This is a genomic window from Chryseolinea soli (assembly GCF_003589925.1).
GTDB lineage: Bacteria > Bacteroidota > Bacteroidia > Cytophagales > Cyclobacteriaceae > Chryseolinea > Chryseolinea soli.
In genome coordinates this window covers 5,921,130-5,946,558 of record NZ_CP032382.1, presented here as the reverse complement: position 1 = coordinate 5,946,558, position 25,429 = coordinate 5,921,130, and the positions used below count along the sequence as shown (strand labels likewise).

The following is a 25,429-nucleotide window of genomic DNA, read 5'->3' as shown; positions in this document are numbered from 1 at the left end:
ACGGATTAAGATTTTCGAAAGAGGTCCTGCGCGTCCACGTTTTGCCGTTGCGCCTTGCTGGCGTACTGCCACTGATGGGGCTTGAAGCCGAATACCTTGGCGGCGATGTTCCACGGAAACACCACCGTGCTTGTATTGTAATCGGTAATAGACGCGCTCAGGAAGCGTCTTCCCGCGGCGATCTGTTCCTCGCATTCCTGGAAGCTGTGTTGCAGTTTGGTAAACTGACTTCCTGCCCTCAGCTCAGGGTAGCTCTCTGCCTGAATCATGATCTGTCGCAGGATGGAGCTACCTTCTTCGGGCCTCAGATACGGATTGCCGGCGTGTGTGGCGGTGGGTTGCCTGAGCTCGGTGATCTTCTCCAGGGTCTCACGTTCAAACACCATGTATTGTTTGACGGAGGCGATGAGGTTTGGCAACAGGTCTGCACGCTCGATGAACAGGGCGTCGACAGACGATATGGCGTTTTGGATTTGGGCGCGCTTTCTGGAGAGGCTATTGAACATGGTGATTCCATAGACCATCAACACGACAGGCGTTCCGATGAGGGCGATGTAGAGTATGTAATGCATGCCGTTTTTTTTCCAGAGGTTCGCTCGAAGTATTTTGTACTTCCGATGCAATTGTGAAGTAAAAGTAAGGGACAGAATGAGGTCAAATGCAGGAGATTGATATCCGCGGGGGATGGGTTGATATTCGCGGGGTGCTGTGGGATATGCGCTGAGGAAGGGGAGTCATTTGTCTCCTGCCCTTCTCACGTTCTGCTACTTTCTGTTCGCGCTTCTAGGCCAGTTTTTCGATATAGTCTATAACGATGGATTTTTTACGATCCGAGACAGGGATTTTGTGGGTGTTTGTGAGGAGAAGCTCGCCTTCTTTGTAATAGCGGCTGATGTAGTTGACGTTTACCATGTAGGATTGGTGGCAGCGAATGAAGGTGTCTTCGGGGAGAAGGGCTTCATATTCTTTCAGAACTTTGGACATGATGATCTTGCTGCCGTCCCGGAGATGGAACGTGGTGTATCCTTTGTCGCTTTGGCAGTAAACGATGTCTTCCATGGCGACGATCTGGATGAAGTCGAAGTTTTTGAGGACGATTCTTCGCGGCGTATCTTTTTTCTGGTAGTGGCTATCGGTGATTTCCAGTTGTTGTTTTGTTAAACGATAGGCTTCTATTTTTTTGTAGCATCTGTCTATCGTGTTGTTGAAGGCGGCAGTGTCGAGGGGCTTCAGCAGATAAGCGAATGCTCCAAGGTTAAGGGCATCGATGGCGTACTGGTTGTAGGCGGTGATAAAGATAATGTGGGCGTCTGTTTTTATGGTATTGAAGAGGGTGAAGCAGGTACCGTCTTTCAGCTCGATGTCGGCCAGGATGAGGTCGGGTTTCAGCTTCTGGATCTCTTTCTGTGCTGTGGCTATCTCGGCGGCGTAGCCCACCACCTGCAGATAGGGTATATCCCCTGCCAGCGACAGGATGTATTCGCGGATATTTACTTCGTCTTCGAGAATATAAACTTTCATGGCGTTTGGGTTATCAGGCCACAGGCACAGGTATGGAGATGTTTACTTCAGTTCCTTTTCCACCCCATGCCGCATTGGGCTGTGTTTCAAACCAGGCTTTCCGGTGGGTGGCGTTAAACAGAATATCGAGGCGCTCCTGGGTGATGATCCGCGATAGCGAGGTCTTCCCGGAATGGGTCTTCACTTGCTCTTCGATGCCCACACCGTTGTCGCCGATGCCGATGTGTAATTGCTGCGCCTCCATGCGGAAGGAAATCTGCAGCTGACCTTTATAGCCAATGTTCTTGAAGCCGTGTTCGATGGCGTTTTCCACGAAGGGTTGAAGGAGCATGGGCGGGATCATGATGGCTTCGGTGTCGAGGTTCTGAACATCAATGCGGTAGTCGAACATATTGGCAAAGCGCATCTGTTGCAGCTCGATGTAGTTCTTCAGGGATGTGATCTCGTCCTCCAGGGAGATCATCTCATGGCGGTTCAGCTCCAGGACATTGCGCATCAACTGTGAGAACGATACCAGGTAGGCGTTGGCCTCCTGTTTTTTTCCACCGCCAATAAGTCCCTGCAAGTTAGCGATGGCGTTGTAGATGAAGTGGGGGTTGAGTTGCATCTGCCGGGTTTTCTGCTCGAGTGCCATGCGTTTGTTTTCCAGCAAAAGATTTTCATGCTTCTTGGTGAGCAGGCGGCGGCGATATAGGTTGTACATAAACAACAGCACGATGAGGAGCAGCAGGCCTGCGGCGGCAAAGATCCACCGTTGCTGGGTGATGATCTTTTCGTTCAAGGCATTGGTAGTCTGCAGAGCGGCTATGGCCTGGTCCTTCTTTTCCGTTTCGTAGCGCGTGTGGATCTGTTCTATTTTCGTAGCCTGAATGGCTTCGGTGTTGCGGGCATATATCTTCAATACGGAGTCGAGGGCAATGTGTGCATTTTGACAATCTCCCATGCTCCAGTACGTTTCATTGAGTCCGCCGTAAACTCCTAAGAGGTCGGCCGTGGGAACATTTTCTTTTGCCCATCGTATGGCTTCCTTGAAATAATGAACCGCCGAGTCGGGCTCATTATTATCCAGTACGATTTTGGCCATGTTGTTGAACGCGACAATGTCGAGAAGTCCCTTCCGTTTCAAATACTGAAAATATTTTCGATAGCCCTGTACGGCCTCGGTGTAGTGGCCGGTGAGTGCCTGCAGCTGCGATTCACCCTCGTAGGTGCGCATGAGTGTGAGGCTGTCGTTGATCAGCAAGGCCAGCTTACGACAACTGTCGAGGTGCACGCGCATGGCCTTGGTGTCTGTGTCTCTCACCGCGAGTATAAACAGGAGGGCGTGATAACGCTGCCTGACCGTAATCTGATCTTTGAACGGATGGTTTTTGTAGTAAAGATGAGTGTACGCTGCGGCCTTTTCACCGTTCTGATTTCTGTAGTAGAATCTGGCAAGGAGATCATACAATTTGTAGGTGAATGGGTTGTTGGTTTTTTCAGCGTTCGCGATCAAGTGCAGGACGGTAGCCATGAGCTCCGAATCGGCGATGATGGCTTCGTTCGTTGTATTGGACAGAATGGCATATTCCTTTAGTATGAAGAGCGCGGAAAGCTCATCGGTCTTCATGTTCCGGTAGTAGATCAATGCGCTGTCGGGCTTGCCCTCGAGTTGCAGGCTATAGCCCTGAAGGTAGTTGCAGTATGGATTGCCCCCGTATTCCGTTGAGTCGAATTCTTTCAGCATCAAGCTGATCTGTTCTAAACGCTTTGGCGTGGGCAGTGTGTCTATCGCCAGGAAAGCCTGTACGTAGTCGTGTTCAGACACCACACGATCCTGTACAGGCACTTTTTTCTCGTCAAGATTATGGCAGGAGAAAAGACTGATCATCAGTAGGCATCCGAGAGCCGGGGCGACGAGGTATGCTCTAGCGACGAGGCGGTTCATGCAAGAATTCGTTCAAACGCCATTACTTCCCCGCTCCTTTCGTCCACGTATCCCTTAACGTCACGGTGCGGTTAAAGATCAATTTATTCGAAGTAGCATCAGGGTCGAGGCAGAAATATCCCATGCGCAAAAACTGGAAATGCTCACCTGTTTTTGATTTGGCAAGTTCGGGTTCAGCATAAACAGTTTTCAAGATCTGCAATGAATTCGGATTAAGGTGATTTGTGAAATCATCTTCGATGGCATTCATGTCCTCTGTTACAAAAAGGCGATCATACAAGCGAATTTCTGCGGGTACTGCATGCTGCGCGCTCACCCAATGAATGACGCCCTTCACATTAATTCCTGATGTATCGGAACCGCTGCGACTTTCGGGCACGTAAGTGCAACGCAACTCTGTTACCGTTCCATTCGCATCTTTGATGAACTCTTCGCACTTGACAATGAACGCGCTCTTTAAACGCACCATTTGGCCTGGCGCAAGGCGGAAATATTTCTTCGCGGGCACCTCCATAAAGTCGTCGCGTTCAATCCAGAGTTCTCGCCCAAAAGGAAGCTCGCGGGTCGAATCTCCTTCCGGCAAATTCTCGCTCCTGAGTAATTCAGATTTCCCCTCGGGATAATTGGTGATGACCACTTTCAATGGATCGAACACCACCATTCTTCGCTCGGCGATCTTGTTCAAGTGTTCTCGCAAACAGAACTCAAGCAAACCAATATCAATCAGATTGTCGCGTTTGGCCACTCCAATTCGATCGCAAAAATCGCGGATAGCCTCGGGCGTGTAGCCTCTCCTGCGTGCAGCACTTAACGTTGGCATGCGAGGATCGTCCCAACCGTTTACATGCTTCTCATTCACCAATTGTAAAAGCTTGCGCTTACTCATCATGGTGTAGGTCATGTTGAGTCTGGCGAACTCATACTGATGCGAAGGGTATATGTCGAGTTTGGCTATAAGCCAGTCATACAATTCACGATGCGGAACAAACTCAAGCGTGCAAATGCTGTGCGTAATCTGCTCGATCGAATCACTTTGGCCGTGGGCAAAATCGTACATGGGATAAATGCACCACTTGTCACCTGTCCGGTGATGATGGGCGTGTTTGACGCGGTAGATCACCGGATCGCGCATGAGCATGTTGGTGTGCGACATGTCTATTCTGGCGCGAAGGACTTTTGATCCATCCGGGTGCTTACCATCCTTCATCTCGGTGAAAAGCCTCTTGTTTTCCTCAATCGATCGACCCCGATAAGGGCTGTCTGTTCCCGGCTGAGTAGGCGTTCCTTTCTGGGCTGCCATCTCTTCGCTTGTGCTATCATCTACATAGGCCAGTCCCTTATCGATCAAGCTGTGAGCATAGGTGTACAGTTGGTCGAAGTAATCGGATGCATATAGTTCTTCGGACCAATTAAATCCCAACCACTTCACGTCCCCTTTAATGCTCTCCACATATTCGGTTTCCTCGGTTACGGGGTTAGTATCATCAAAACGCAGGTTTGTTTTGCCGCCATACTTCAACGCGAGACCAAAGTTCAGGCAAATGCTCTTGGCGTGGCCCAAATGCAGGTAGCCATTGGGCTCCGGCGGGAATCGCGTAGCAATGTTCTTGTATTTTCCATTCTTCAAGTCGGACTCTACGATCTCTTCCAGGAAGTTCAAACTCTTTTCTTCGGCCATATGGAATTCTAAAAGGTCGCTAAGATAGAATATTGTACCTTAATTAAACAGGCTGGGGGCCACGTAACTTGGGATTTTTTCGTCTATTTCGGGCTTGTTTATATCTTCCCAACGATGCTTAGGTTATTTTTGGCGGCAGTTTGTTGCGCACCCAATCTAACGTGTTGATATTCTGTATTGAGCAGATTTAAAGACATTCCAGTACTCTGTTGAATTGTGGATTGGCAACCCGGAACTTCGTGTTTTCAGTAAAAACTTTTCGCGAGATCTCAATGACGTAAACCCTATGCCTCATAGGCACTAGCTTTAGCGATGCAACACGTTAGGTGTCTCATTGGAAACTTCATCAAATTGTCGTGTGATCGTATTTATAATGTCCGCTATCGGCTGTACGCGCTTTACGTGTTCAATGGCAGGGCCAGCGCACCACACCGTTTTATAGGTAGCTCCGAACGCAGCTTTTTCAACCGCTTTCATCCCACGGAAAGCGATGAGCATTTTAGCATACTTCTTTAAGGTTTTGTTGTTATTGAGGATCAACTCCAAAAGATTAGCTTTTGTACCGAGCTGTTGAACGTAGGGTGTGTTAATGACCGTGAGCGGTGAGCCAGAGAGCTTCGTTGTCATGACAATGTCTTTTTCGCCATAATCGATCATCGCCTGTTTGTATTCAGGTGTGATCTCCGATTCTTCGCAAGCGATAAAAATAGTTCCGATCGATGCTCCCGCTGCACCCCAATCGAGCACTTGTTTAAGATCTTTCCCTGTGGCAACACCACCGGCGGAAATTATTGGAATGCTGCAGTTATTCTTTAACAGTGTTATAAGCTCATAAGGCGAAATGGCTCCTGCATGTCCTCCTGCCCTGTTGTTTACCGCAATCAAGGCGTCTGCACCCATCGCCTCAACTTTTTTCGCGTATTTCAAGTCAACAACATCACAAAAGACTTTTATTCCCAACGGCTTGCATTGCTCAATTACTTCCTGGGGGCTACCCAGGGAAGTTATAATGAAATCAATTTTTAACTCCAGCAACGTCTTGAGTTGTGATTTGTACTTAAGATTGGAGCGATTTACAATGAGATTCACACCAAATGGTTTATCTGATGCGTGCCTGATCTCGCGAATGGCTGCTCTAAGCTCCTCATCCGTCCTATAATTAAGCGCCGGAAATGCCGCCGTTACGCCACTACGCAATGCGGCAATAATCATTCGGCTATTCGAGATGAGGAACATCGGTGCTAAAATGATGGGATACCGGATTCCCAGCAGCTTGTCAAGGGTTGTCATTTGTCAAATATAGCAAAGCCACGCTATGTTAGCGATCTCCATGGCTCTTGATCATGAATTCTTTTTCGGGGCCACGCATCGTCATTCTAAGCGCAATCAAGATCATACGCTGGAGCTCCTTCTTTCTGAAATAGTAAAGAATTATTCGTTTGGCAATTCGATCCGGCAAAGGCAGGGTTACCTTTTAGTTCTGTGTTCGTACTATTTGATCTTTGCCAATTCCCGGCACGCATTCAACTTCGACACGAAATGCTTGTATCCCGCTACCGACGACGCCTGTGGCTGACTTGAAAAATACGCAATGACAATATTCGCCGAGCGGTTGATGTAAATGACCTGACCATGAATACTAAATGGATTCTTCTGGGTGTTTGGGGAAGATTGTTAAGATCTTGTAGTTCAACATCACAGCCAGCCTCATCGGATCAAATGCACCCAGCCTTTCAATTCTTTTTCGCTATCGCATCCTTCATAGACCAGACGCCAGTAGTATACTCCTGAAGAAGCGTCGCCTCCATCCCATTGCCCGGTGGAAGTCTGGAATATTTGGTCGCCGTAGCGATTGTAGATGGCGAGTGAATTTATGGTTGCTGTGGTCTCTACCTTGAACACAGGATTTTTATCGTCTCCATTAGGTGTAAAAATATTCGGAACGAATAAGGTGTCCTGTGCGGTACTTCAGTTGGCTGCACGATACACAGAAGCCGGACTTCCCCCCGCACCCAGCCAAATTTTTAATGGGTTGTTTTGACTGCGGCTCCATTAGAAACCGCACCGGAGTTCAACCCCCTGATTTTCCCAAAGCGATATTCAAAACCTCAAATTTAGCCTGAATTCACAGTTTTTGGACTGATGAATTTACCTTTCAGGCATCAAATGGCCAAAAAACTACGCATCAATACGTTATATAATTAAATGTTTAGTTGTATAACTCAAAAATAAGTTACACATTCGTGACATGGAGCTGTTAACAAAAAGAGAAGAAAGGATCATGGACATTTTTTGGGCCATGAAAAAAGGTTTTGTGAATGACATCATCGATCAGCTTCCTGATCCGAAGCCACCCTACACGACCATTTCTTCTATCGTCAGGATCCTGGAAGAGAAAGGATTTGTGACGCATAAAGCGTATGGTAAGATCTATGAGTATACACCTGCCGTTTCTAAACTGGCCTATAAAAAATTTGCGCTGAAGAGTTTCATTACGAATTACTTTGACGGATCACTCGAAAATGTAGTTTCTTTTATGGTGGAGGAAAAGGAGTTGTCCGAAGATGAGTTAAACGATATTTCAAAATTTATTCAAGACCTTAAAACCCGCAAGAAATGAACGCTATCATATTGTATCTTTTGCAGGTTGCCATTTGCCATACTGTTTTTTATTTGCTTTATCGCGCATTGTATTCAAACCTCACCTATTTTGATTTCAGCAGGATTTATTTGCTCAGTGCCACGGTGATAAGTTTCATCATCCCGCTGCTCCGTATTGGCGTATGGCAACCTTCGGATCATGCCCTTGGTGCGAGCCTGTCTTTCCTTGCCTTGATCAGTCAAGGAAATGGCACCGCGGTGAGATCAGAGACCACTGACCTTGCCGTATCACCCCATGACTTGGTTGATCTTCTATTTCCTGCGCTGCTCACGATTTACCTCATCGGATGTCTTTTTGTATCCTACAAATTGCTGCGCAGTCTGTGGAAAATTCACATGCTTATAAAAAGTAACGAAATGGTGCGTGAAGAGGATTACCGGATCGTTCGTCTAAAAAACGGACCTGCCTTTTTCTCTTTCATGACATGCATATTTATTAATGAAAATAAGCATTCACTAAAGCAGGATGAATACAATACAGTGCTTCTGCATGAGCTGGCCCATATCCGGCAGAAACACTCCTATGATCTCTTATTGATGGAGATCGCAGGCATTGTGTGTTGGTTTAATCCTTTCCTGAAGAAATTAAAAACTTCGCTATGCCAGGTGCACGAATACCTGGCGGACAAAGCGGTGATGAATACCATGCAGGATCCGGATGCGTACTCGAAACTAATTGTCCGGTTGTCTCATCATTATGAGGCAGAACGGTTCGTTCACCCGTTTTCAGTAGCAGACTTAAAAAGAAGAATCAATATGTTATACATTAAAAAACAAAACAAAATGAAAGCAGTAAGATTTGTAGCCATCATACCATTGTTAGCGCTGCTGATGACGGTATTTTCTTTTACAGAGCGTTCTGAACAAGGTCAGCTGACAAATGTATCAGAGCAGAAATTAATCGTCGCGGGAATAACCTGGGAAGGCAACAGGGTTTTTACGGATGAATATCTGACCGACATTCTGGCGATCAAACCCGGGGATATTTATGATAAAAAACAATTGGAAAGGAATTTATCATACAATCCTAAAAGACAAGACATCGGTGGTCTTTATATGGATCTTGGATATGTTTTTTTCAGAATAGATACCGAAGAAGTTGTTACTGAAAATAAAGTGATGCTTAACATGAAGATCCACGAAGGTGATGTTGCTTATATCAACGATATCATCGTCAAAGGAAATTCATCAATCACGACTGCGGAAATTCTGAAAATGATCGAGCTCGAAAAAGGAGATAAATTCAGCCGGTCGAAACTCATTCAATCACAGGAGAACCTGAAGAAATCAAAGCTGTTTAAAGAAGATAAAGTAGGTTTAAACATGCAGCCGCTGGAAGACCTCAGGAAGATCAATATTGAATTTACGGTCGAAGAAAAATAATACCAGGAAAGACCGTTCTCTAATAATTCTCCTTGTGATTGCGTAAGGAGAATTTGTTTTTTAGCAATCTTTGGAGCACGGTGTTTACGTTCCTCCTAACTCAACGCATCCCAGCAACACAAATCCTATGACCCCACGCCGCACTAAACTCAGGACAACTGTTGCCTTGCGCGCTTTGCTCCTCGTGTGCGGATTGATGGTGAATGCGCTCTCCCCCTGTGCAGGACAGGAGACACCCGGACATTCCATCGGTCAGGTATCGGTAGCAGGCGATTTGATCGTGATCGAGTTGGACAGCGCAACGCTCGGGCAACCGAACCTGTTTGATCTCGTCGGCCGCACGCTGCGATTTAGTCCAGCCGGTTCCCGCTATCGTGTGACGAATGAGACTTTACGTTGGGACGCCCACTACGGTGTGGAACTCACCGGTGCCGACGTCAGGCTTCAGCGGTTCACGTTTCCGTTTTCAGGGCAACGGTGGAGTTCGTTTTCCGTGGGGACGGCGGGATCCATTCGATTCGGTCCGCCACCGAGCGTGGGTGATGTCGATGCGTACGGTCGCCCTGATGGCGGAATCGCTGCCGCCGTTGGACGATTTGACCGTCTCGCTGACGTGGCCCCCAGGCTGGGCGAACGTGCACCCGCCATCTGCGTGTTTCTGAAGCCCAGGATGTCCGGCCCGCGCTACGTGCGGGAGTTGGCTGATCGCGTCGTCATCACATGGGATCTCACCGAACCATTCGGAGGCTATTTGGATTTCTCCTGGTTCCCCACGACCAATCTGTTTCAGGCTGTCCTGCACCGCGACGGCTCAATCGAGATGTCGTACAAGACCATGGAAGCGAAAGACGGCATCGTGGGGATCTACCCAAGCTTATCGGCGGGTGAGCGTGTTCAATCCATTGACCTGTCCAGTCTGACCCCGAAGAGCGGTTCGCTCGCTGCGTTGTGTGAGGCGTTTCATTATCTGATGCCTCCGCGACCGCAGGACCTTTCCTGCACGGTCATTCAGGCGCTCGGAGACAAATTCGATTTTCTCGCCTACTATTCGGATTTCCGCATCGACAACCAGGAGGCCAGCAGCCCGAGCGATGGGCCGATCGGAGGCAACGTCACCGGGATCGGGGATACCAAACACGCTCAAACGAAACCGATCCTCGAGAGCCGCTGCACAGACGGGCGATTTCAGCTCGGCCTGTATCAGCCAATCTTTGTTGGTGCGAACGAAATGCAAGAGCGCCCGCCCGACAATGCGCCAGGCGGAAACCCGAAAAATATTGCGTTCTATACACCCCTGCTCGCGCAGGCGACACCCGACGGGAAGCCCCGTCCGTACAATTACGCCGTCGGGCATCTCGGTCACGAGATCGGACACCGCTGGTCGGCATATGCTACCGCCCGCGTGAATGGCGAGACGATCTCGCTCGGAGCGTGGCCCCATTGGGATACCGGGTTGGAGGCGCGCGTGGCGTACCCATACTCGTTGCCTCTCGAGTCTTCCACCCAAGGTGGAAGCGCGTGGCAAGACAATCTCGACGGCACGTTCACCCCATTGCGCAATGGCTTTTTCGTACCCGCCTCGGGGTACTCCTATCTCGAACTCTACTTGATGGGATTGATCGCCGCGGCTGAAGTGCCCGACTTCTACATCGTGAGGCCGCTTGTGCGGATCGGCACGGATGCAAACGAACGCCCGATCTTCAAGGGCCAACGCATGAGGATTACGATTCAAGACGTCATCGCCGCGGAGGGTCCGCGCTTACCCGACGTCAATCATTCCCAGCGACAATTCAACACCGGGATCGTGGTGATCGTGGAGCACGGTCGAAAGCCAAGTGCGGAACTCATCAATCGAGCCAACGGCATCCGACGGCAGTGGATCGATTACTGGGCCATCACGACGGGGCATCGTTCGTCGATGACGGTCGATCCACACTGACGAACCCAGCGGCGCAATCGAGAAATGTTTTGGCCAACGTTTGGTAACGCTGGGATAATAGTCCCGGCCTGTGTTAGCGTTGGGAAAAATCTTTTATGGTGCCCCGGCTTAGGTAACGGTGTGGATGAGATTGATATTCTGGCTAAATTGAGCCGTCGTTCGCTGAAAAAAAACCGCATCACGTCAACATGAACCTCCTCAAAAAAAAACACGCCCTCCTGACGGGCGCTTTTTTCACCATACTGTTTTTGCTCTTCACCCAATGTCACCGTGCCAAGCCGGATCCCCAGGTCGAAGACAAGTCCCCGTCGGCACAACAACTGGCCCGTTTTGATTCTTTGAAATCGACGATCGTTAAAAATAGAAAACTGATGGAGCTAACCTTGCGTGCCGCCAAGAGCATCTCCGACCTGCAACGCCGCGGCACGCGCAACCTCATCAACGAAGTAGCGACGCTGGATCTAGATTCCATAGCCCGTACCCAATCTATGCACCACGATGATATCGACCGTTATTTAACCCTTGTAAGCGACAACATCGAAATAATCATGGCCCCTTACCTTCTCCGTGGCCTCAACCTCAATGCCGACAGTGTTGCGCGCGAGCGGTTAACGAAGTACCTGGCGTTGCAGTTCGAATGTGATTCGCTTTTGCGCATCGCCAGTTCAGAACCCGATGTCGTTAAAAGGCTGGATCAGGTAACGAAGGCGTTACGTCGGTTTAATGCCGATACCACCATCCGGGAGCTGCTACATTAGCCGCCTCTCACCAGTCGACGCTTTGATTATGAGAGAAGGGCACATTTTGTATCGGGAAATAGCCGATTCAATTACCTGATTATCAATAGCACTTACTTTATCTCAGGCGCTCTCCTGAAGTAGCCTTAAGGTGCACTCCAAATCCGTTTTATAGGCCTGAAAACGTGCACGCATTTTAGGTAATAAAATCGATCTCCAGAGCAGCACCTCCAATATCATCCACGGAACTAATGTCAACAGATCATGTGATCCAGCGAACATCAAAATACACACGAATACTACTGGGATGTTAATTAGTTTGTATCGATTACGAAACTGTGTAAGTCCCTGGATGATTGTACGAAGGTTAGTCTCCAAATCATCGCTGTATTTTAATTTACTTTTATTCAAAGTTTTTAGATATGAAAAGATACACACAAATGTTATTACATTGAATACAGCAAAACAAATCAACCTTAGAGAGGTAAAGGGCATTTCTACCATAAAGAATAGCGCATCAAAGGAAATAGTGGCAAGTATTATCAGCCCTAACTCTCGCTTCAAATACACATGGATCCTGCTCAACACGTTCTTAGATTTTTCTTTGAATAGAAAATGCAAAGTCTCCTGCCGAATCTGCACTTCTTTGTAAGCGGTTTGGTTCCTCCAATTAATTATCATTTCATCCAGACTCATCACATTAAGGTTTAATAGGTTTTAACAGATTCATCAGTTTGTCCTTAGCACGGTTAATTCTCATTCCTACTGCGGTTGGTCGCAACCCAATAATTTGAGCAATTTCCTTATAACTTTTTTCATCCAGGAGCAATAGAATAATAGCCTTGTCAACCGATGTTAGCTTTGAAATAGCCTCGTACAAAAATTTAACTGGCTCTTCAGGGTCATCTACAAAAGAATCTATTCCGCTTTGGGGGACATCTTGATGGATTTGCTCATACTTAATTTGCTTTCTTTCGTCTCTGAATCTTGTGATGGACGTATATAACGCAACTCTATACATCCATGTGCTTATTTTTGCATCCCCTTTAAATGACGGATATGCCTTCCATAAATTCGTCATGATTTCTTGAAACAAATCTTTCTTATCATCCCGGGATTTTGCATATGCGTTTATGACCTTATATAAAATGCCTTTGTGCTTTTCGACAAAAGAAAGAAATGACTGTTCATGCCCTGGCTCCATGTAGATCATTAGCGTCCAAAACAACTAGTCGGGACAATGGCTGGAATATAACGGAACAAAGTAAATTTATTTTGGCCATGGATATCCGACAATCGTCGCACTACCTGGGTGAGAACATAAGGTTAGAGGGGTAACATGGGCAGCACTAGTAATATCCGGACCTCGATACTTCTAGTCAACCGACGCTATTTCAATGGCCGTATCTCCAGGCATTGCCGGATATAAAATATAAGTACCTTCTTGATCTGTCTGCGGCTTACGCGTTAAAGATTGATTGCCCTGCGTTATCTTTACCTCTTTCCAATCGCTCTTCACATAGGTCTTCAAGGTGAGCGGAACGTCATACAGGTTTTTGTCCAGTGAATGAGACAATGTTACGCTAATCCTGTCGCCCTGTTTTTCCGCTTTCAAGGAAGCATTCATACGTTCACGCATATATTTTGTTACGTCCTTAAAAGTAGCAATCCAAAGTTTAGTTTCGTGTAGTTTCATGTAGGCAAAATATTCTCTATGCTCCTGGTGAGGTTTTGCCTCCCAACCTACACCATCGACTCCGTGAAAGGTAAGTACCAGCCAAACGTTATTATGTGTTAGCAATGTATCCACCCACGATTTCATTTCAGGCACACCGTGTCTTTTCAATGGACCACGTTGCCATTGAACATATTCTTTTCCATGGTCTATTCCCGGAAGCTCCGTACTTGCTCGATTCAGTTCGACGAGAAAAGGCTCGGGCATACGGTTTCGCAGTGCGGGGTGAATTTTATGGGCATACGCCATAACGCGTTCATCTTCCGTTCCGAATGGACACTCTGCCGAGAATGTATGCTCCGGGCCAAGTTGATTGAAGATCTCTTCCTTTCCTTTTTCCAACTCATACAACAAGTTGGCCTCACTCAAAACGGCGAGGCGAGGATGCGAGATGGTATGATTTCCAAACTCGTGTCCATTCTTGGCAAAATTCCTGATCTCGTCCCAGGTGATCATTTCTCCGGTCAGTAATACCGGCCGCACTTCACGACCTGAGTTTTTCCTTCTCGCTTTCGCGAAAGCCTCGTCGACAACCTTAAAAGCTTCATCTTTTTTTCCTTGTTCAAAGAGGGAGCCTGCACTGTTGTGCGCTTCAATGGCATTTTCGATATCGAGAAAACGCAACGCTGAAGCACGTTCAAAAAGGTTATCCAGCGTTGTTGGAGTTTTCGCGCTTTCCTTAATGATATCGATCAGGGGCCTTCCAAAATACTTGGGTGCAAATTGTGAGCCTGGGATATCTGTGGTATTAATGTAGAACGTTGCCTTAAGCCCCAACGAATCCATGATCGGAAGTACTTTTCGAAATTGATTGATGGTGGCATCATCGTAGGTGATGGAGATGGCTGCGGTTTTGTCGTCTTGCCATTTGGTGATCCGCGTTTCTCCGAAAGATTGATCGGTATCCTTTGAGCAAGATGCCAGTGCTACCATTACACAAAGAGAAAAGATAACCGTGCGGTTCATGGAGTGAGTTGATTTTACCATTTGGTAAGGTAATTTATAAAACAAAGGCATTTTTCGGGCAAGTGTATGGACCTGCGAAGAAATCAAAAATAAGGTTTGTTTCTCGGTGATGAGAAGACTTTGGATCAAAAAATTGCCGCTTATAAAGAATCTACACGCCTTCTCCCCTCAGGCACTCCCCCCTCTCGATGAGGGCAATGTCTTATGGCTTTCGCTGCAACGGACCAAATTCCGTTTAAAGATTCACCATTGCTGGATAATGATACATACCTGGTTATCCCTCAAAGCAAATTCTTTTGCTCCCCAGGGACGAAGCGTGACTTTACTGAGATTGGGATGCAGAAAATCGGGATGTGATGAACTTACTTTTTTATATACTTCATCGATATTATTCGTTACGAGCCTAAATTCAGGATTATGCTCCTTTGCCAGGTCCTTATCTTCGAAAAGATACATTTGCAAGCCGTCCCTTTCGAGCACGCAAAACGGATTTTTTGATTTCAATTCATCATGCCCGATATTAAATTCAAGACAATCAACAAATAGCTTTAATCCGTCTTTAATATCTAAATAATAGACGTTAGGAACCAACTTGGCAAAGTTCATAATTGATTTAATTTTCGGCTGATTTTCGTAACCTGGCTTTTCACAAAGATGTCCTTTTTCAATACAATTTTCAAATATTGAAATTCGAATTGACGTTCTGCTAGCGACTATCTACCTTGACTAATCGCACAAACCGCGGAGGCTGTCCTGCACATTCGCAGTAGTAGCCATCAACCCGAAGAGAAAATTATTGTTAATAATCTTGAAATGAATCTCCTATTCACTGGCTACTTTACGGGAAGGCTGAACTCTACCTCATCGGGCGACAAACATTGCATGTTGTTACAGACCATGTAGACAACTGTGCCTTTAACTGTTGGAGAACCTCCAACCTGGGTAATCCGCTGTTGGAATACAACAGCATTTTCAAAATAGCTTAGCTTCATCTTAAATGCGTTCTCAAACCTGGTAATGGGTTCAGGCTCGCTTGTCTTACCCTTTAGTTTATAATCGTTTGAGGCACTGAATGAAAAACTCGTAGCCTCTGGACCGCCAGCAGGAACCGTTTGTGAATAGATGTGCCAACCCTTTTCCATCGTTGCCTTTATAAACACGATCGCTTCTTTATCATTGATCCGTTTGGAGGCATAAGACCATTTCACAGGTTTTAAAATTTGTGCGAATGAAGTAGCGCATATAAGGAATACTGCTACCATCAAGACTATCTTCTTCATGTTGATCAAAATTCGTTTGTGATTAATTATGTTCATCCAGGTTTAATGCCAATATACGCATTTTGACTCACTGCTCCTTCTGTGAGTGAATTCAAAAAAAGTGGCCTTGAAAGATTGACGATTCGAGATTCTGGAACCTCCGGAAGGCTGCTCAGCCGCCCCCCGCCCTCGAGGCAAATTCCGCCCAGGACGGAGAGGAGTGCTAGATCTCTTTCACTTTCTCGAAATGAGATCCCTCAACATCCCTAAGGATAGAACACAAGCCTTTGTCTCCCGAGGGGGATACATGATAAGAATTTTTACCAGTTCAACGGAAAGTCAGATTCAGCATACCCAATAGCGAAGTCTGCTCCACCGCCTGTGATCGTTACGCCCGTATACCAAATGCGGACTTTATTGTTTTCAATGATTACCGACGGAGCAATTACATCTGTGCCTTCCCAATCCAACGTGGGTTGAATGATCGGGTCAGGGTAAACCTCGTAAGGGCCAAGTATATTTTCACTTCTGGCAACACCGATGCTATGATCGCCCGAAATGAAGAGATAGTATAATCCGTCAGGCCCCTTTACTAAATCAGGTTCTTTGATAACTTCTGCCCACGGGAGATTTTTATCAGTTCCTGCCAATACAGGATTGGAAAGCTTTGTCCAGTTAATTCCATCTGTAGATGTCGCACCAAGAATACCTATAAAAGCGGGTGAACAATTTTCGATGCAATAGCCAACATACAACATATAATAGGTATTACCCTCTTTCAATACAGTGGGAGAGAACAAAGCGTTTGCATCTTTTGTGTTTTCGCCACCCATTTCGAGTATTGGGTCGGATGGAGAAGGCGTAAAATGAATCTTATCATCAGCGGTAGCCAGACCGATCTGGCCCTTTGCTACAATTGTTCCCGACACTTCCGCTTCTTCTTTGTAGCCGCAATAATACATCCACACTTTATTATCTTGTACTATCACTGAATTGGCTTCAAGATGATTATTCCATTTACCCGGACTTGCGTCAAGCGAAATGCTTTCTTTTCCTGATGGGTTGTTATCCGATGGGATCCACTGCTTCCCATCAATGGATTTAGCACTCGCTATGATCAGTTTCTCATTGCCGTCTATGACCAGACTTGAGTAGTACATTCTGAGCGTATCGCCATCCCGGACTACATCGGGATCAGCCGCTGTGAATTCACCCTCCCAAATGGAATTATTCCCTTTAACAAACGTGATGCTTGTTTTTTTCTTTTCTTCCTTACAGGAGCATATCGCCAGAACCAAGACCAGGCATCCAAAGAAATGTGTCTTCATGAGACCAAGATAGTTAATACAGGATAAGCAGTTTACTTTTTCTTATCATTCGGCAAAGAAAATAACCTGAATTAATTTAGCATTATTTCAATCGTTGGCATAAGACTCAAAGCATATTGTTCAAACGCAATGAATTCTTCTGCACTGTTTTGCGGGAGGATCAACTGAATTTGAATTACTTCATATCCAACGGTCTGGCAGCAGCAAAAAAAAGACTCAGGATCATTACTTGCCATAAGACAAGTGGCGCCAGCTTTATTCCCACTTCCTTTGCGTAGTCGTACTAAATAATCTATATGGAAAACGGAGGAAGAAATAAAGAAACGGACAAAAGTCCCTTATCACTTAAAGGCACCACCGTCGTAGTGATCCACGGGGCGTGGTCGTCTGCAAAGGATTGGAGCCATGTGGCCGGACATCTTATCTCCGCCGGGAGTAACGTGATCACCGTGAATCTTCCGGGCCATGGCAGTGATGAAACACCCGTTTCATCCATTAGTCTACAGCTCTACGTATTTGAGGTCTTAAAGGCGATTGGCGATGAAACGGACATCACACTGGTCAGCCACAGTTTTGGCGGTCTCGTGGCCAGCGAAGTAGCAGAACTCATTGCTCCCCAGATCAAAAAAGTAATTTATGTCGCGGCCTTTGTCCCGAAAAATGGGGACAGCTTATTATCCCTGGCAAAGACTGATTCAGAAAGCCTTGCCGGCAAAAATCTTATCGTGGATGAAAAGGCCGGCGTTGCCAGTATAGCAAAAGAAGCCATTGCAGAGACCTTTATGGCGGATGCTCCCACCCCTGTAGTCGAATATGTAACCAACAACATGAGGCCAGAACCTTTGGCTCCTCTTGCTACGCCAGTCACTTTAACGAACATTAACTTCGGACAAATCGCAAAGGTGTATATCCACAGTCAGCACGACTGTACAGTAAGCTATTCACTTCAGCAAAAGATGGTTGAAGAAGCTGGCATCACAAGAACGTATTCACTGCCGTCAAGCCATACTCCATTCATAGTCTTTGCCCAGGTATTATCCACTATCATATCCTTGGAAGCGAGCAGAAATTAAAATGTAACTAAACCCATCATGAAACATATTAGATTAATCCAACTGCTTGTTGTTGCTTGTATCTTTATCTTAACATCCTGCTCAGATGATGCAGGGCCAGCACCATCCAAAAATTATGTACTTGTTCATGGCGCATGGCAGGCTCCGTATGTCTGGAATTCTGTAAAAGCCAATCTTGAAAAACAAGGTCATAAAGTTACAGTTATCGAATTGCCGGGACATGGAAGCGATCAGACGCCTCCTGGCGAAATAACACTGGATCGCTATAAAGAAAAGGTAATTGACGCCCTTTCGACAATCGATGGCAAAGTTATTTTAGTAGGTCATAGCCTTGGGGGTATGATCATTTCCTCAGTAGCAGAAGCGGTACCTGAAAAAACCGAGAAACTGGTTTACGTTGCCGCCTATTTACCAGCCACTGGCCAGACATTGAATGAATTGGCACATACCGATCCCGACTCACAACTTGGTGGCGATGGTGTCCTGATCTTCAACAATGACGGTGTCACTGTAGACGTAAAGCAAGATCAACTTGTCAACCTTTTCATCCAGGATGGCACTCCGGAGGTTCAAAACCTCGTGTTGAAAAATTACCGTTCGGAACCCTTAATTCCATTTATAAATCCTGTATCACTCACTGCCGAAAATTTTGGGGCTGTCGAAAAAGTCTATATCAGGACACTAAAAGACCATGTGGTGTCTCCGTCCTTACAAGATAGGATGATTACATCCGGTGGCGTTAAGTCCATATACAAGATCAATACAGGCCATAGCCCATTCCTTTCCCAGCCCGATTCACTGTCAGCACTTTTGATCAAAATATCCCATAACTAATTATCCATTTTAATCTATAGAGTAATGAAGAATTTGATTTTATCCATAGCCGTGCTATTGGCAACAACGTTTACTGCCCTCTCACAGGTTAATAAAGCCCAGAGCACCAGTACAATTGTAATTATTCACGGTGCATGGTCATCGGCGAGTGACTGGATACATGTTACCGAAGATCTAGTTGCAGCAGGCAACCCGGTTATTTCCATTAATCTTCCTGGACATGGAAGCGACAATACCGCTATTACGGGGATTAGCCTAAAACTTTATATTGACGAGGTTAAAAAAGCCATTGGCGACAAACAAAATGTTGTATTGGTAGCCCATAGTTTCGGAGGTATTGTAGCAAGCCAGGTAGCAGAACAAATTGCACCACAGATAAAGAAGATAATTTATATCGCAGCTTACGTGCCTAAGAATGGAGAGAGCCTGCTATCCCTTGCACAAACTGACGCAGAAAGTCACATTGGAAAAAGTCTTATCGTAGATGAAAAGGCAGGGATTGCCACCGTACGTAAAGAAGGAGTTGCAGATGTTTTCATGGCCGACGCCCCCGCACCGGTGGCCGACTATGTAAGCAATAACACAAAACCTGAACCGCTGGCCCCGTTGGCAACACCCGTTACGCTGACCGACGGAAAGTTTGGGAAAATCAATAAAGTTTTTGTTCACAGTCTAAATGATCATACCATCGGATACTCACTCCAACAGAAAATGGTCAAAGATGCCGGTATACAGAGATTGTATTCCCTTCCTTCCAGTCATACGCCTTTTATTATGTTTCCACATGTACTGGCGCAAATCATAGCCTTGGAAGCCAAATAAAAGATCATTCACTGGAAAATTTAACAAACAAGGAACTCAGGTCATAGAGGCCTGCTCCAGAACAGCCGGGATTTGCTATAGACGTAAGTGCATTTTTTATTAACTTGAGGATCAACTAATTTTGATTGATCGCTTCTCTGGGCGATCAATCAAAATTTGAAACAATTTTCGCTGCGTGGTAATTTTTAACAGCGTTTAAACAGTATACGTATAACACGATATAATACAAATGGATAAACAGGGGCTGAAAAATTATATCTTACGAAATCTAACATTCCCGGACCACACTTTAGACCATGTGGTCGAGTACTTCGAAGAGATGACCATTGCCAAAAATGACTTCTTTCTTAGGGAGGGAAAGGTAAATGACCGCTATTTCTTTTTACAGAGCGGTTTCATGCGCGCCTTCACCTTTGACAGTAAAGGCAACGAGATAACCACTAATTTTTACCAAAGAGATAGTGTGGTGCTTGAAGTTTCATCGTTTTATTTAAAGACAAAATCCACAGAAAGCATACAGGCCGTAACCGATTGTACAGGTTATTCCATTACCTATGAGCAATTAAACATGCTGCTGCATGCTATCCCTGAATTCAGGGCTTATGGTGTAGCCATGTTGGCCAAAGAATATGTACTCTTTAAAAAGAGATCATTGGAATTAATCAACCTTAGCGGCGAAGCCCGGTATAAAAACTTTATCACTTCCAATAAAGAGATCTTTCAGCATGCCCAGTTGAAACAAATTGCATCGTATCTAAACATTACAGATACTTCATTAAGCAGGATCAGGCGTGAGTTTTCAAAAAAAATTGAACATTAATTAAACCATACAGCATAGCCTTGCCGTCTTAAATCCCAAGCAAGTTTTTCTTCCATGGCTAATGCCTCTGCTCTTGTCATCGACTTCAAATTAATATGGTCATAAAGACTGGGACGTAAATACCGTCCGTATTTCTGGACGATATTGGCTGACAACTTGTGCCCTTTTTTATTCACATATCCGGTCCGGTGCTGTATAAACCTTTCCTGGGGAGTTTTGCTCGTCATCCCAACATAAAGACACTCGAGCACACCATTGAATTGCGGATTGGCTTCCCGAAATTTTCTATTTTCGGTAAAAACCTTTTTCGAAAGCTCCACTACATACACGCGATACCTCATACGATTCTGGCCCTAAAAATGGCGAAAGCCCCCCTTTTTGTTCTCCAGACCCAATTTTAGAGTATTTACGACAATTCGTAATAAAAAATTCAGATTTACTTTGCGCAACTGATCAGTTGCACATATATTTGCAACCGATCAGTTGCTCAATTTAAACGACAGCAAAATGAGAAGAGACATTTTTCAGGCCATTGCTGACCCTACACGCCGGGCCATCATAACCTTAATTGCATTGCAGGCCATGACACCGAACGCCATTGCCGACAACTTCAATATTACGCGACAGGCGGTTTCCAAACACCTGCGCGTACTCACCGAATGCGAACTGCTAAAACAGGAACAACAAGGAAGGGAGATCTACTACTCACTTGAAATTGAAAAGATGAAAGAGATCGATAGATGGCTGGATCAATTAAGGAAAATTTGGGAAAGCCAATTTAATCGACTTGATCAAGTATTGTCAACCATGAAAAAACAAAAAAAATGAACAACAATTTGCTATTCGATTTTACCGTTGACAAAGCAGCGAAAACGGTATTCATCACAAGAGAATTTGATGCTGATCTCGACCTGGTATGGGACGCCTTTACCAAAGCAGAGTTCCTCGACCAATGGAATGCCCCGGCACCTTTTACTGCAAAAACAAAAGCGATGGACTTCAGGGTCGGTGGTCGAAGATTCTATGCCATGATAAGTCCGGAGGGGAATGAGCGTTGGGCAATTCAGCGATACACTTCGATCAGTCCAAAAACCAACTTCAAAATGTTTAATGCTTTTGCAGACAAAGATGAGAACCCTGAATTGCCGGGTTCTGAATGGGATTACACGTTCAGCGAACAAAACGGACCCGATGGCTATCCCGTGACAAAAGTGAATATTACTATTTATAATGAATCACTTGCCCGTATGGAAAAGATGATTGAAATGGGCTTCACGGAAGGATTTAAAATGATCATGACTAATCTGGAAAATCTGCTGGCAAGTTTATCGCAAAAATGATCCTGATAGCTATCGGGACGGTAGTCAACAAATAAGAAAGTAACGAATTCAAAAACTTAAAAACTTAAAAATTATGGCACTCATCAATCCTCACATTAACTTCAATGGAAATGCCGAAGAAGCATTTACCTTTTACAAATCCGTATTTGGCGGAGCGTTTGCTAAGATTATTCGCTTCAAAGATCTTGCAGGCCCCGAATTCAAAGTTGCAAAAAAGGAGGAAGACAAAATTATGCATATTGTTTTGCCAATCGGCAAAAATAGTATGCTGATGGCAAATGATGTTCCGGAAGCTATGGGAAGAACAAACGAAAATGAGAACAGAAGTAAAATTGTAGTACGTGCAGAAAGTAAAGAAGAAGCAGACAAATTATTTAATGGGCTTTCAGCAGGAGGGCAAATAGAGGGACCTATCGGCGACAGTGGTTGGGGTTCATATTTTGGTTGTTTTAGAGACAAATACGGTATTGAATGGATTGTGGAGTTTGCTCAAAACTAGGGGCAAGTAACTTGCGACTTTTTATTATCAATAAAAAAATCTAAACATCGTTATGAAAAATTTATTCAAAACACATAACCCTCTTAGAGCATAGCTACGCCCTTTCTACGACGATGCTCTGCCCTCAAAAAAATAGCGAGCGTCCCTAATACTCCCGGAAATCCGGGACAAATTGCGTTCGCATTTCAACATTAAACCGCATAAATTTAATTTTATGCGGTTTTTTATTTCACCGTCCCACCAAAAAACTCTTTAACTTCCAGATACATTTAAAACAGTTTCATTTAATATGTAGAAAGATGAAAAAGACCAAAAACCCTCTCCTCTCAGGCGGTCTGATGATCTGCCTTGCGTTATGTTCCATTATTTTCTCCGGGTGCGAGGACAACCCGCCCTGCAAGAGATGCGATATCGCGTTCGCGCGCCAGCGAAAAGTAAAGCAGATCGTCCACACCGACGCATCGCTTGTTGTACAGGAACGGTTCAGATTCTATTACCAGAGCAATCTGATCGACAGCATTGTCAAAGTGAGCTATTCCGGCGCGGTGGCGCGGGGCGATAGTACGGTTACCCGCCTCAAGGTTTACTATGGCGGCGATTGCCTGCCGTCGTCGTATGTGGCGAAGACCTATGCCACGGGTGCCCCGGTGTCGGTGGAGAAAGCCTTCTTCACGTATGGCGGATCGGGCATCATCAACAAGCACCTGGCGTTCTATCCCGACGAGAATTTCCTGGTGGTGGACAAGACTGCTGACATCGACTATACGAACAATGCTTCGGGGCAAGTGCTGACCCGTAAAGGCAACGACTATGGCGTTCTCGTATATCCGAATCCGTACGGGAACGAGAACTCGTATACGTATACCGGCAGCAACATTACCAAAGTGGTGACGTGGAAAGAACAGGCGGGGTACAACCTTACCAACGTTTTTGACACGCGTAACAACCCGTTCAATATCCAGGGTGGTATCCTGTATTACCTGTCGCTTACCTCCTATCCGGACGAAGAATTTTACGAGACGATCTGCAGAGATCAGAACAACCCCACGTCCATGGTGTTTAAGGGCACGGATACGGCCAACAGCTTTGTGACGATCACATCTACGTTTACGTACACCTATGATGTGCTGAACTATCCTACCAAGGTAGGTATCGTTCAGGCTACAGTTGACGAGGTACATGGCAACAGCCAACTGAACCTGGGGACGTATCAGTTTTCTTATTATTAACCGGGTTGGCGGCCCGATCACTATCGGGCGAAGCCACAGCGAGTCCGACACTTCCAGTAAAAGGGCCTTTAGGGGCCCTTTTCAGTTTTATCTTTACACAGTTCGTTTTAAAGCCAAGCCACCAAACAGTCAAATTGATTTCAGTGGCGTGGCAACTGATGTATTTGTTCTTTGTTGCGCCCGGAAAGCAATCAAGGCGACCCATAACGCCTGGGTGATGATCATCAACCTATTCTGCCAGCCAACCACCACGTGTGGACCAAACTTGCCGTCAGCCGGAAATTGTACCTGAATTGCTCTAACGAAATAAACAAATCCAAACCACACGGCAGCTAGTAATACGATCAAAAGCCATCGATCTGCTTTCCAGTTATTCCTTTTAAACAGTGCGATGGTGATCAGCAGCGATGCGAATGGAAGCTGATCCAACATCGCGCCAAACTGATGTAACCTTCCTGACATCGTCAGCGCCTCCTGACTGGTGTTCAAGGCGTCTGTTTTAAATATTCCGCCGATAAACATTCCACCGGCAGTGACCAAGAGTAACCCCGCCCCTATTTTGCCAAGAATATTTAATTCTGTCCACATACCCATTGCGAACAGCAAACAACTTAAGCCAAGGGAAATAAAAGCCAGCTGCATTAACCATCCCAGTTTCCCCACTTCATACTCGCTTATGAAATTCCATGATGGATCCAGTTCCGGCTTGATAAAATGCAGGCCGGTGAGTATCACCATAAACGCCAATGCAAACCACTTGGCATAACCTAAGAGAACGATTGACCAATTTGTGGGTGTCATTTTAGTCTATTTGCGTTGATCAGTTCATCAAGTCTGTTATGCGAGTCAATAACCCCATGCTCCATGCCCGAGTGAATCATTCCATCACGATCTTCCACAGATTGAAACACGGACTGGCCAATCACCCGGGTTCTATTGCCGGTCACCACCTCGAACCTTAAAGTCTCCAATACCACATGACCCTTTTCAGGAAGCCCTTCAAACTCAAATGTGTTGATTATACGCTCAGGGGCTGTATGCTCATGGCATACACCACAAAAAGCAACCTCCATTCCGTTTGGCAGCGATTGAACGTAGCGGTACATACCACCGGCACGTGGTTCAAACTTCTCATAACGTGTTACCAACTCGCGTGGGCCAAGCCATTGAACCAGTAGCTCCTCCTCCGAATACGCTCTGAAGACCAAATCCCGTGATGCATCAAATTCCCGGATGATAAATAATTCCTGTTTCCCCGGGTCTGCAATAATTTTTGTCTTGTTCATTTTTTCTTTGATTTAAGTTTCGTTAATAAATTATCAAGTCGGTTATGGCGTTCTTCCCACATTTGTCTGAAGGGTTGAATAAAGTCATCGACTTCTTTCATTTTTCTAGGGTTAAAGTGATAATAGATCTCGCGTCCTTGATGTTCCTGTTTTAACAGTTCACATTCGGTGAGAATTTGCAAATGTTTCGATACCGTAGATCTAGCGGTGTCAAACTCGGCTGCAATCGCGCCTGCAGACATTGCCTGGCTTGCTAAAAGCATGAGTATCCCACGCCTGGTGGGATCAGCCAGCGCCTGGAAAACGTCTCGTCGTAAATCCATATGTCGTTATTTGACGACAAATATATACGTCGTCAAATAACGACACAAATAAAAATGAATTTTTTTTTG

The 25,429-nt window shown here is 45.7% G+C and carries 27 protein-coding genes; 12 read left to right on the top strand and 15 right to left on the bottom strand.

The annotated features are described in order from the left end of the window. Window positions 1-5 precede the first annotated feature (5 nt). The 6 genes from D4L85_RS24950 to D4L85_RS24915 form a co-directional block, all read right to left on the bottom strand. Window positions 6-572 (bottom strand): LemA family protein, encoded by a 567-nt coding sequence (locus tag D4L85_RS24950; protein WP_119758937.1) that lies wholly within the window; start codon window positions 570-572, stop codon window positions 6-8. Between the two features lie 211 nt (window positions 573-783). Further along, window positions 784-1,521 carry a LytR/AlgR family response regulator transcription factor gene (locus D4L85_RS24945; RefSeq protein WP_119756863.1) on the bottom strand — a complete coding sequence of 246 codons (738 nt, stop codon included), beginning with the start codon at window positions 1,519-1,521 and terminating at the stop codon, window positions 784-786. A 13-nt stretch (window positions 1,522-1,534) separates the two neighbouring features. Next, window positions 1,535-3,448, bottom strand: coding sequence for a tetratricopeptide repeat-containing sensor histidine kinase (locus tag D4L85_RS24940; protein ID WP_119756862.1), 1,914 nt, complete (start codon window positions 3,446-3,448; stop codon window positions 1,535-1,537). Between the two features lie 22 nt (window positions 3,449-3,470). Beyond that, entirely contained in the window at window positions 3,471-5,126 is a 1,656-nt protein-coding gene (locus D4L85_RS24935) for a glutamine--tRNA ligase/YqeY domain fusion protein (RefSeq protein WP_119756861.1), read from the bottom strand. A 306-nt stretch (window positions 5,127-5,432) separates the two neighbouring features. Then, window positions 5,433-6,416, bottom strand: a complete 984-nt coding sequence (locus tag D4L85_RS24925; RefSeq protein WP_119756860.1) for an NAD(P)H-dependent flavin oxidoreductase — start codon at window positions 6,414-6,416, stop codon at window positions 5,433-5,435. 417 nt (window positions 6,417-6,833) lie between these two features. Beyond that, the gene (locus tag D4L85_RS24915) at window positions 6,834-7,028 is read right to left on the bottom strand and encodes a T9SS type B sorting domain-containing protein (protein ID WP_236849089.1); all 195 of its coding nucleotides are present in this window, start codon (window positions 7,026-7,028) and stop codon (window positions 6,834-6,836) included. 346 nt (window positions 7,029-7,374) lie between these two features. Between D4L85_RS24915 and D4L85_RS24910 the strand changes: the two genes are divergently transcribed. The 4 genes from D4L85_RS24910 to D4L85_RS24895 all read left to right on the top strand — a co-directional run bounded on the left by D4L85_RS24910 (window position 7,375) and on the right by D4L85_RS24895 (window position 11,867). Beyond that, complete coding sequence (locus D4L85_RS24910) at window positions 7,375-7,746, top strand: BlaI/MecI/CopY family transcriptional regulator (protein ID WP_119756857.1); 372 nt, start codon at window positions 7,375-7,377, stop codon at window positions 7,744-7,746. Then, entirely contained in the window at window positions 7,743-9,170 is a 1,428-nt protein-coding gene (locus D4L85_RS24905; protein ID WP_119756856.1) for a M56 family metallopeptidase, read from the top strand. The genes D4L85_RS24910 and D4L85_RS24905 overlap by 4 nt, the downstream gene beginning before the upstream one ends. A 127-nt stretch (window positions 9,171-9,297) precedes the next feature. Further along, the gene (locus tag D4L85_RS24900) at window positions 9,298-11,109 is read left to right on the top strand and encodes a hypothetical protein (protein WP_160143983.1); all 1,812 of its coding nucleotides are present in this window, start codon (window positions 9,298-9,300) and stop codon (window positions 11,107-11,109) included. Between the two features lie 188 nt (window positions 11,110-11,297). Further along, window positions 11,298-11,867: a major capsid protein gene (locus tag D4L85_RS24895; RefSeq protein ID WP_119756854.1), complete on the top strand. Its 570-nt coding sequence runs from the start codon at window positions 11,298-11,300 to the stop codon at window positions 11,865-11,867. Between the two features lie 679 nt (window positions 11,868-12,546). On the opposite strand, the gene D4L85_RS24885 is transcribed toward D4L85_RS24895, so the two are convergent. The 5 genes from D4L85_RS24885 to D4L85_RS24865 form a co-directional block, all read right to left on the bottom strand. Then, complete coding sequence (locus tag D4L85_RS24885) at window positions 12,547-13,050, bottom strand: RNA polymerase sigma factor (RefSeq protein WP_119758936.1); 504 nt, start codon at window positions 13,048-13,050, stop codon at window positions 12,547-12,549. Window positions 13,051-13,221: 171 nt separating this feature from the next. After that, on the bottom strand, window positions 13,222-14,676 hold the full coding sequence (locus D4L85_RS24880; protein ID WP_160143982.1) for a polysaccharide deacetylase family protein: 1,455 nt from the start codon (window positions 14,674-14,676) through the stop codon (window positions 13,222-13,224). A gap of 114 nt (window positions 14,677-14,790) precedes the next feature. Beyond that, the gene (locus tag D4L85_RS24875) at window positions 14,791-15,153 is read right to left on the bottom strand and encodes a VOC family protein (protein ID WP_119756851.1); all 363 of its coding nucleotides are present in this window, start codon (window positions 15,151-15,153) and stop codon (window positions 14,791-14,793) included. Window positions 15,154-15,380: 227 nt separating this feature from the next. Further along, entirely contained in the window at window positions 15,381-15,827 is a 447-nt protein-coding gene (locus tag D4L85_RS24870; RefSeq protein ID WP_119756850.1) for a protein-disulfide reductase DsbD domain-containing protein, read from the bottom strand. 299 nt (window positions 15,828-16,126) lie between these two features. Continuing rightward, entirely contained in the window at window positions 16,127-17,134 is a 1,008-nt protein-coding gene (locus D4L85_RS24865; RefSeq protein ID WP_119756849.1) for a family 43 glycosylhydrolase, read from the bottom strand. 296 nt (window positions 17,135-17,430) lie between these two features. Between D4L85_RS24865 and D4L85_RS24860 the strand changes: the two genes are divergently transcribed. The 4 genes from D4L85_RS24860 to D4L85_RS24845 all read left to right on the top strand — a co-directional run bounded on the left by D4L85_RS24860 (window position 17,431) and on the right by D4L85_RS24845 (window position 20,683). Next, the gene (locus tag D4L85_RS24860; protein ID WP_119756848.1) at window positions 17,431-18,207 is read left to right on the top strand and encodes an alpha/beta fold hydrolase; all 777 of its coding nucleotides are present in this window, start codon (window positions 17,431-17,433) and stop codon (window positions 18,205-18,207) included. A gap of 18 nt (window positions 18,208-18,225) precedes the next feature. Further along, on the top strand, window positions 18,226-19,041 hold the full coding sequence (locus tag D4L85_RS24855) for an alpha/beta fold hydrolase (protein ID WP_119756847.1): 816 nt from the start codon (window positions 18,226-18,228) through the stop codon (window positions 19,039-19,041). Between the two features lie 24 nt (window positions 19,042-19,065). Continuing rightward, complete coding sequence (locus tag D4L85_RS24850) at window positions 19,066-19,863, top strand: alpha/beta fold hydrolase (protein ID WP_119756846.1); 798 nt, start codon at window positions 19,066-19,068, stop codon at window positions 19,861-19,863. 229 nt (window positions 19,864-20,092) lie between these two features. Next, a complete protein-coding gene (locus tag D4L85_RS24845) occupies window positions 20,093-20,683 on the top strand; it encodes a Crp/Fnr family transcriptional regulator (protein WP_119756845.1) in 591 nt (196 codons plus the stop codon). On the opposite strand, the gene D4L85_RS24840 is transcribed toward D4L85_RS24845, so the two are convergent. Further along, entirely contained in the window at window positions 20,680-21,024 is a 345-nt protein-coding gene (locus D4L85_RS24840) for a ribose-5-phosphate isomerase (RefSeq protein WP_119756844.1), read from the bottom strand. The two genes, D4L85_RS24845 and D4L85_RS24840, sit on opposite strands and share 4 nt — an antisense overlap. 166 nt (window positions 21,025-21,190) lie before the next feature. Here D4L85_RS24840 and D4L85_RS24835 point away from each other — a divergent pair, with 166 nt between their 5' ends. From D4L85_RS24835 to D4L85_RS24820, 4 genes are all read left to right on the top strand, one after another. Then, the gene (locus tag D4L85_RS24835) at window positions 21,191-21,511 is read left to right on the top strand and encodes an ArsR/SmtB family transcription factor (RefSeq protein ID WP_119756843.1); all 321 of its coding nucleotides are present in this window, start codon (window positions 21,191-21,193) and stop codon (window positions 21,509-21,511) included. Continuing rightward, the gene (locus D4L85_RS24830) at window positions 21,508-22,023 is read left to right on the top strand and encodes an SRPBCC family protein (RefSeq protein ID WP_119756842.1); all 516 of its coding nucleotides are present in this window, start codon (window positions 21,508-21,510) and stop codon (window positions 22,021-22,023) included. The genes D4L85_RS24835 and D4L85_RS24830 overlap by 4 nt, the downstream gene beginning before the upstream one ends. Before the next feature lie 73 nt (window positions 22,024-22,096). Beyond that, on the top strand, window positions 22,097-22,522 hold the full coding sequence (locus D4L85_RS24825) for a VOC family protein (RefSeq protein WP_119756841.1): 426 nt from the start codon (window positions 22,097-22,099) through the stop codon (window positions 22,520-22,522). Between the two features lie 299 nt (window positions 22,523-22,821). Further along, a complete protein-coding gene (locus D4L85_RS24820) occupies window positions 22,822-23,751 on the top strand; it encodes a hypothetical protein (RefSeq protein WP_119756840.1) in 930 nt (309 codons plus the stop codon). 129 nt (window positions 23,752-23,880) lie between these two features. On the opposite strand, the gene D4L85_RS24815 is transcribed toward D4L85_RS24820, so the two are convergent. From D4L85_RS24815 to D4L85_RS24805, 3 genes are read right to left on the bottom strand one after another with little or no spacing between them, the layout of a single operon-like run. Beyond that, entirely contained in the window at window positions 23,881-24,552 is a 672-nt protein-coding gene (locus D4L85_RS24815) for a DUF998 domain-containing protein (RefSeq protein WP_119756839.1), read from the bottom strand. Further along, window positions 24,549-25,037: an SRPBCC family protein gene (locus tag D4L85_RS24810; RefSeq protein WP_119756838.1), complete on the bottom strand. Its 489-nt coding sequence runs from the start codon at window positions 25,035-25,037 to the stop codon at window positions 24,549-24,551. Before D4L85_RS24810 ends, D4L85_RS24815 begins: the two co-directional genes overlap by 4 nt. Further along, a complete protein-coding gene (locus tag D4L85_RS24805) occupies window positions 25,034-25,360 on the bottom strand; it encodes an ArsR/SmtB family transcription factor (protein ID WP_119756837.1) in 327 nt (108 codons plus the stop codon). The genes D4L85_RS24810 and D4L85_RS24805 overlap by 4 nt, the downstream gene beginning before the upstream one ends. Window positions 25,361-25,429 lie beyond the last annotated feature (69 nt).

Coding starts and splice junctions, on each gene's coding strand:
- D4L85_RS24950 (WP_119758937.1), bottom strand. CDS start 572: ATGCATTACATACTCTACATCGCCCTCATCGGAACGCCTGTCGTGTTG.
- D4L85_RS24945 (WP_119756863.1), bottom strand. CDS start 1,521: ATGAAAGTTTATATTCTCGAAGACGAAGTAAATATCCGCGAATACATC.
- D4L85_RS24940 (WP_119756862.1), bottom strand. CDS start 3,448: ATGAACCGCCTCGTCGCTAGAGCATACCTCGTCGCCCCGGCTCTCGGA.
- D4L85_RS24935 (WP_119756861.1), bottom strand. CDS start 5,126: ATGGCCGAAGAAAAGAGTTTGAACTTCCTGGAAGAGATCGTAGAGTCC.
- D4L85_RS24925 (WP_119756860.1), bottom strand. CDS start 6,416: ATGACAACCCTTGACAAGCTGCTGGGAATCCGGTATCCCATCATTTTA.
- D4L85_RS24910 (WP_119756857.1), top strand. CDS start 7,375: ATGGAGCTGTTAACAAAAAGAGAAGAAAGGATCATGGACATTTTTTGG.
- D4L85_RS24905 (WP_119756856.1), top strand. CDS start 7,743: ATGAACGCTATCATATTGTATCTTTTGCAGGTTGCCATTTGCCATACT.
- D4L85_RS24900 (WP_160143983.1), top strand. CDS start 9,298: ATGACCCCACGCCGCACTAAACTCAGGACAACTGTTGCCTTGCGCGCT.
- D4L85_RS24895 (WP_119756854.1), top strand. CDS start 11,298: ATGAACCTCCTCAAAAAAAAACACGCCCTCCTGACGGGCGCTTTTTTC.
- D4L85_RS24885 (WP_119758936.1), bottom strand. CDS start 13,050: ATGGAGCCAGGGCATGAACAGTCATTTCTTTCTTTTGTCGAAAAGCAC.
- D4L85_RS24875 (WP_119756851.1), bottom strand. CDS start 15,153: ATGAACTTTGCCAAGTTGGTTCCTAACGTCTATTATTTAGATATTAAA.
- D4L85_RS24870 (WP_119756850.1), bottom strand. CDS start 15,827: ATGAAGAAGATAGTCTTGATGGTAGCAGTATTCCTTATATGCGCTACT.
- D4L85_RS24865 (WP_119756849.1), bottom strand. CDS start 17,134: ATGAAGACACATTTCTTTGGATGCCTGGTCTTGGTTCTGGCGATATGC.
- D4L85_RS24860 (WP_119756848.1), top strand. CDS start 17,431: ATGGAAAACGGAGGAAGAAATAAAGAAACGGACAAAAGTCCCTTATCA.
- D4L85_RS24855 (WP_119756847.1), top strand. CDS start 18,226: ATGAAACATATTAGATTAATCCAACTGCTTGTTGTTGCTTGTATCTTT.
- D4L85_RS24850 (WP_119756846.1), top strand. CDS start 19,066: ATGAAGAATTTGATTTTATCCATAGCCGTGCTATTGGCAACAACGTTT.
- D4L85_RS24845 (WP_119756845.1), top strand. CDS start 20,093: ATGGATAAACAGGGGCTGAAAAATTATATCTTACGAAATCTAACATTC.
- D4L85_RS24840 (WP_119756844.1), bottom strand. CDS start 21,024: ATGAGGTATCGCGTGTATGTAGTGGAGCTTTCGAAAAAGGTTTTTACC.
- D4L85_RS24835 (WP_119756843.1), top strand. CDS start 21,191: ATGAGAAGAGACATTTTTCAGGCCATTGCTGACCCTACACGCCGGGCC.
- D4L85_RS24830 (WP_119756842.1), top strand. CDS start 21,508: ATGAACAACAATTTGCTATTCGATTTTACCGTTGACAAAGCAGCGAAA.
- D4L85_RS24825 (WP_119756841.1), top strand. CDS start 22,097: ATGGCACTCATCAATCCTCACATTAACTTCAATGGAAATGCCGAAGAA.
- D4L85_RS24820 (WP_119756840.1), top strand. CDS start 22,822: ATGAAAAAGACCAAAAACCCTCTCCTCTCAGGCGGTCTGATGATCTGC.
- D4L85_RS24815 (WP_119756839.1), bottom strand. CDS start 24,552: ATGACACCCACAAATTGGTCAATCGTTCTCTTAGGTTATGCCAAGTGG.
- D4L85_RS24810 (WP_119756838.1), bottom strand. CDS start 25,037: ATGAACAAGACAAAAATTATTGCAGACCCGGGGAAACAGGAATTATTT.
- D4L85_RS24805 (WP_119756837.1), bottom strand. CDS start 25,360: ATGGATTTACGACGAGACGTTTTCCAGGCGCTGGCTGATCCCACCAGG.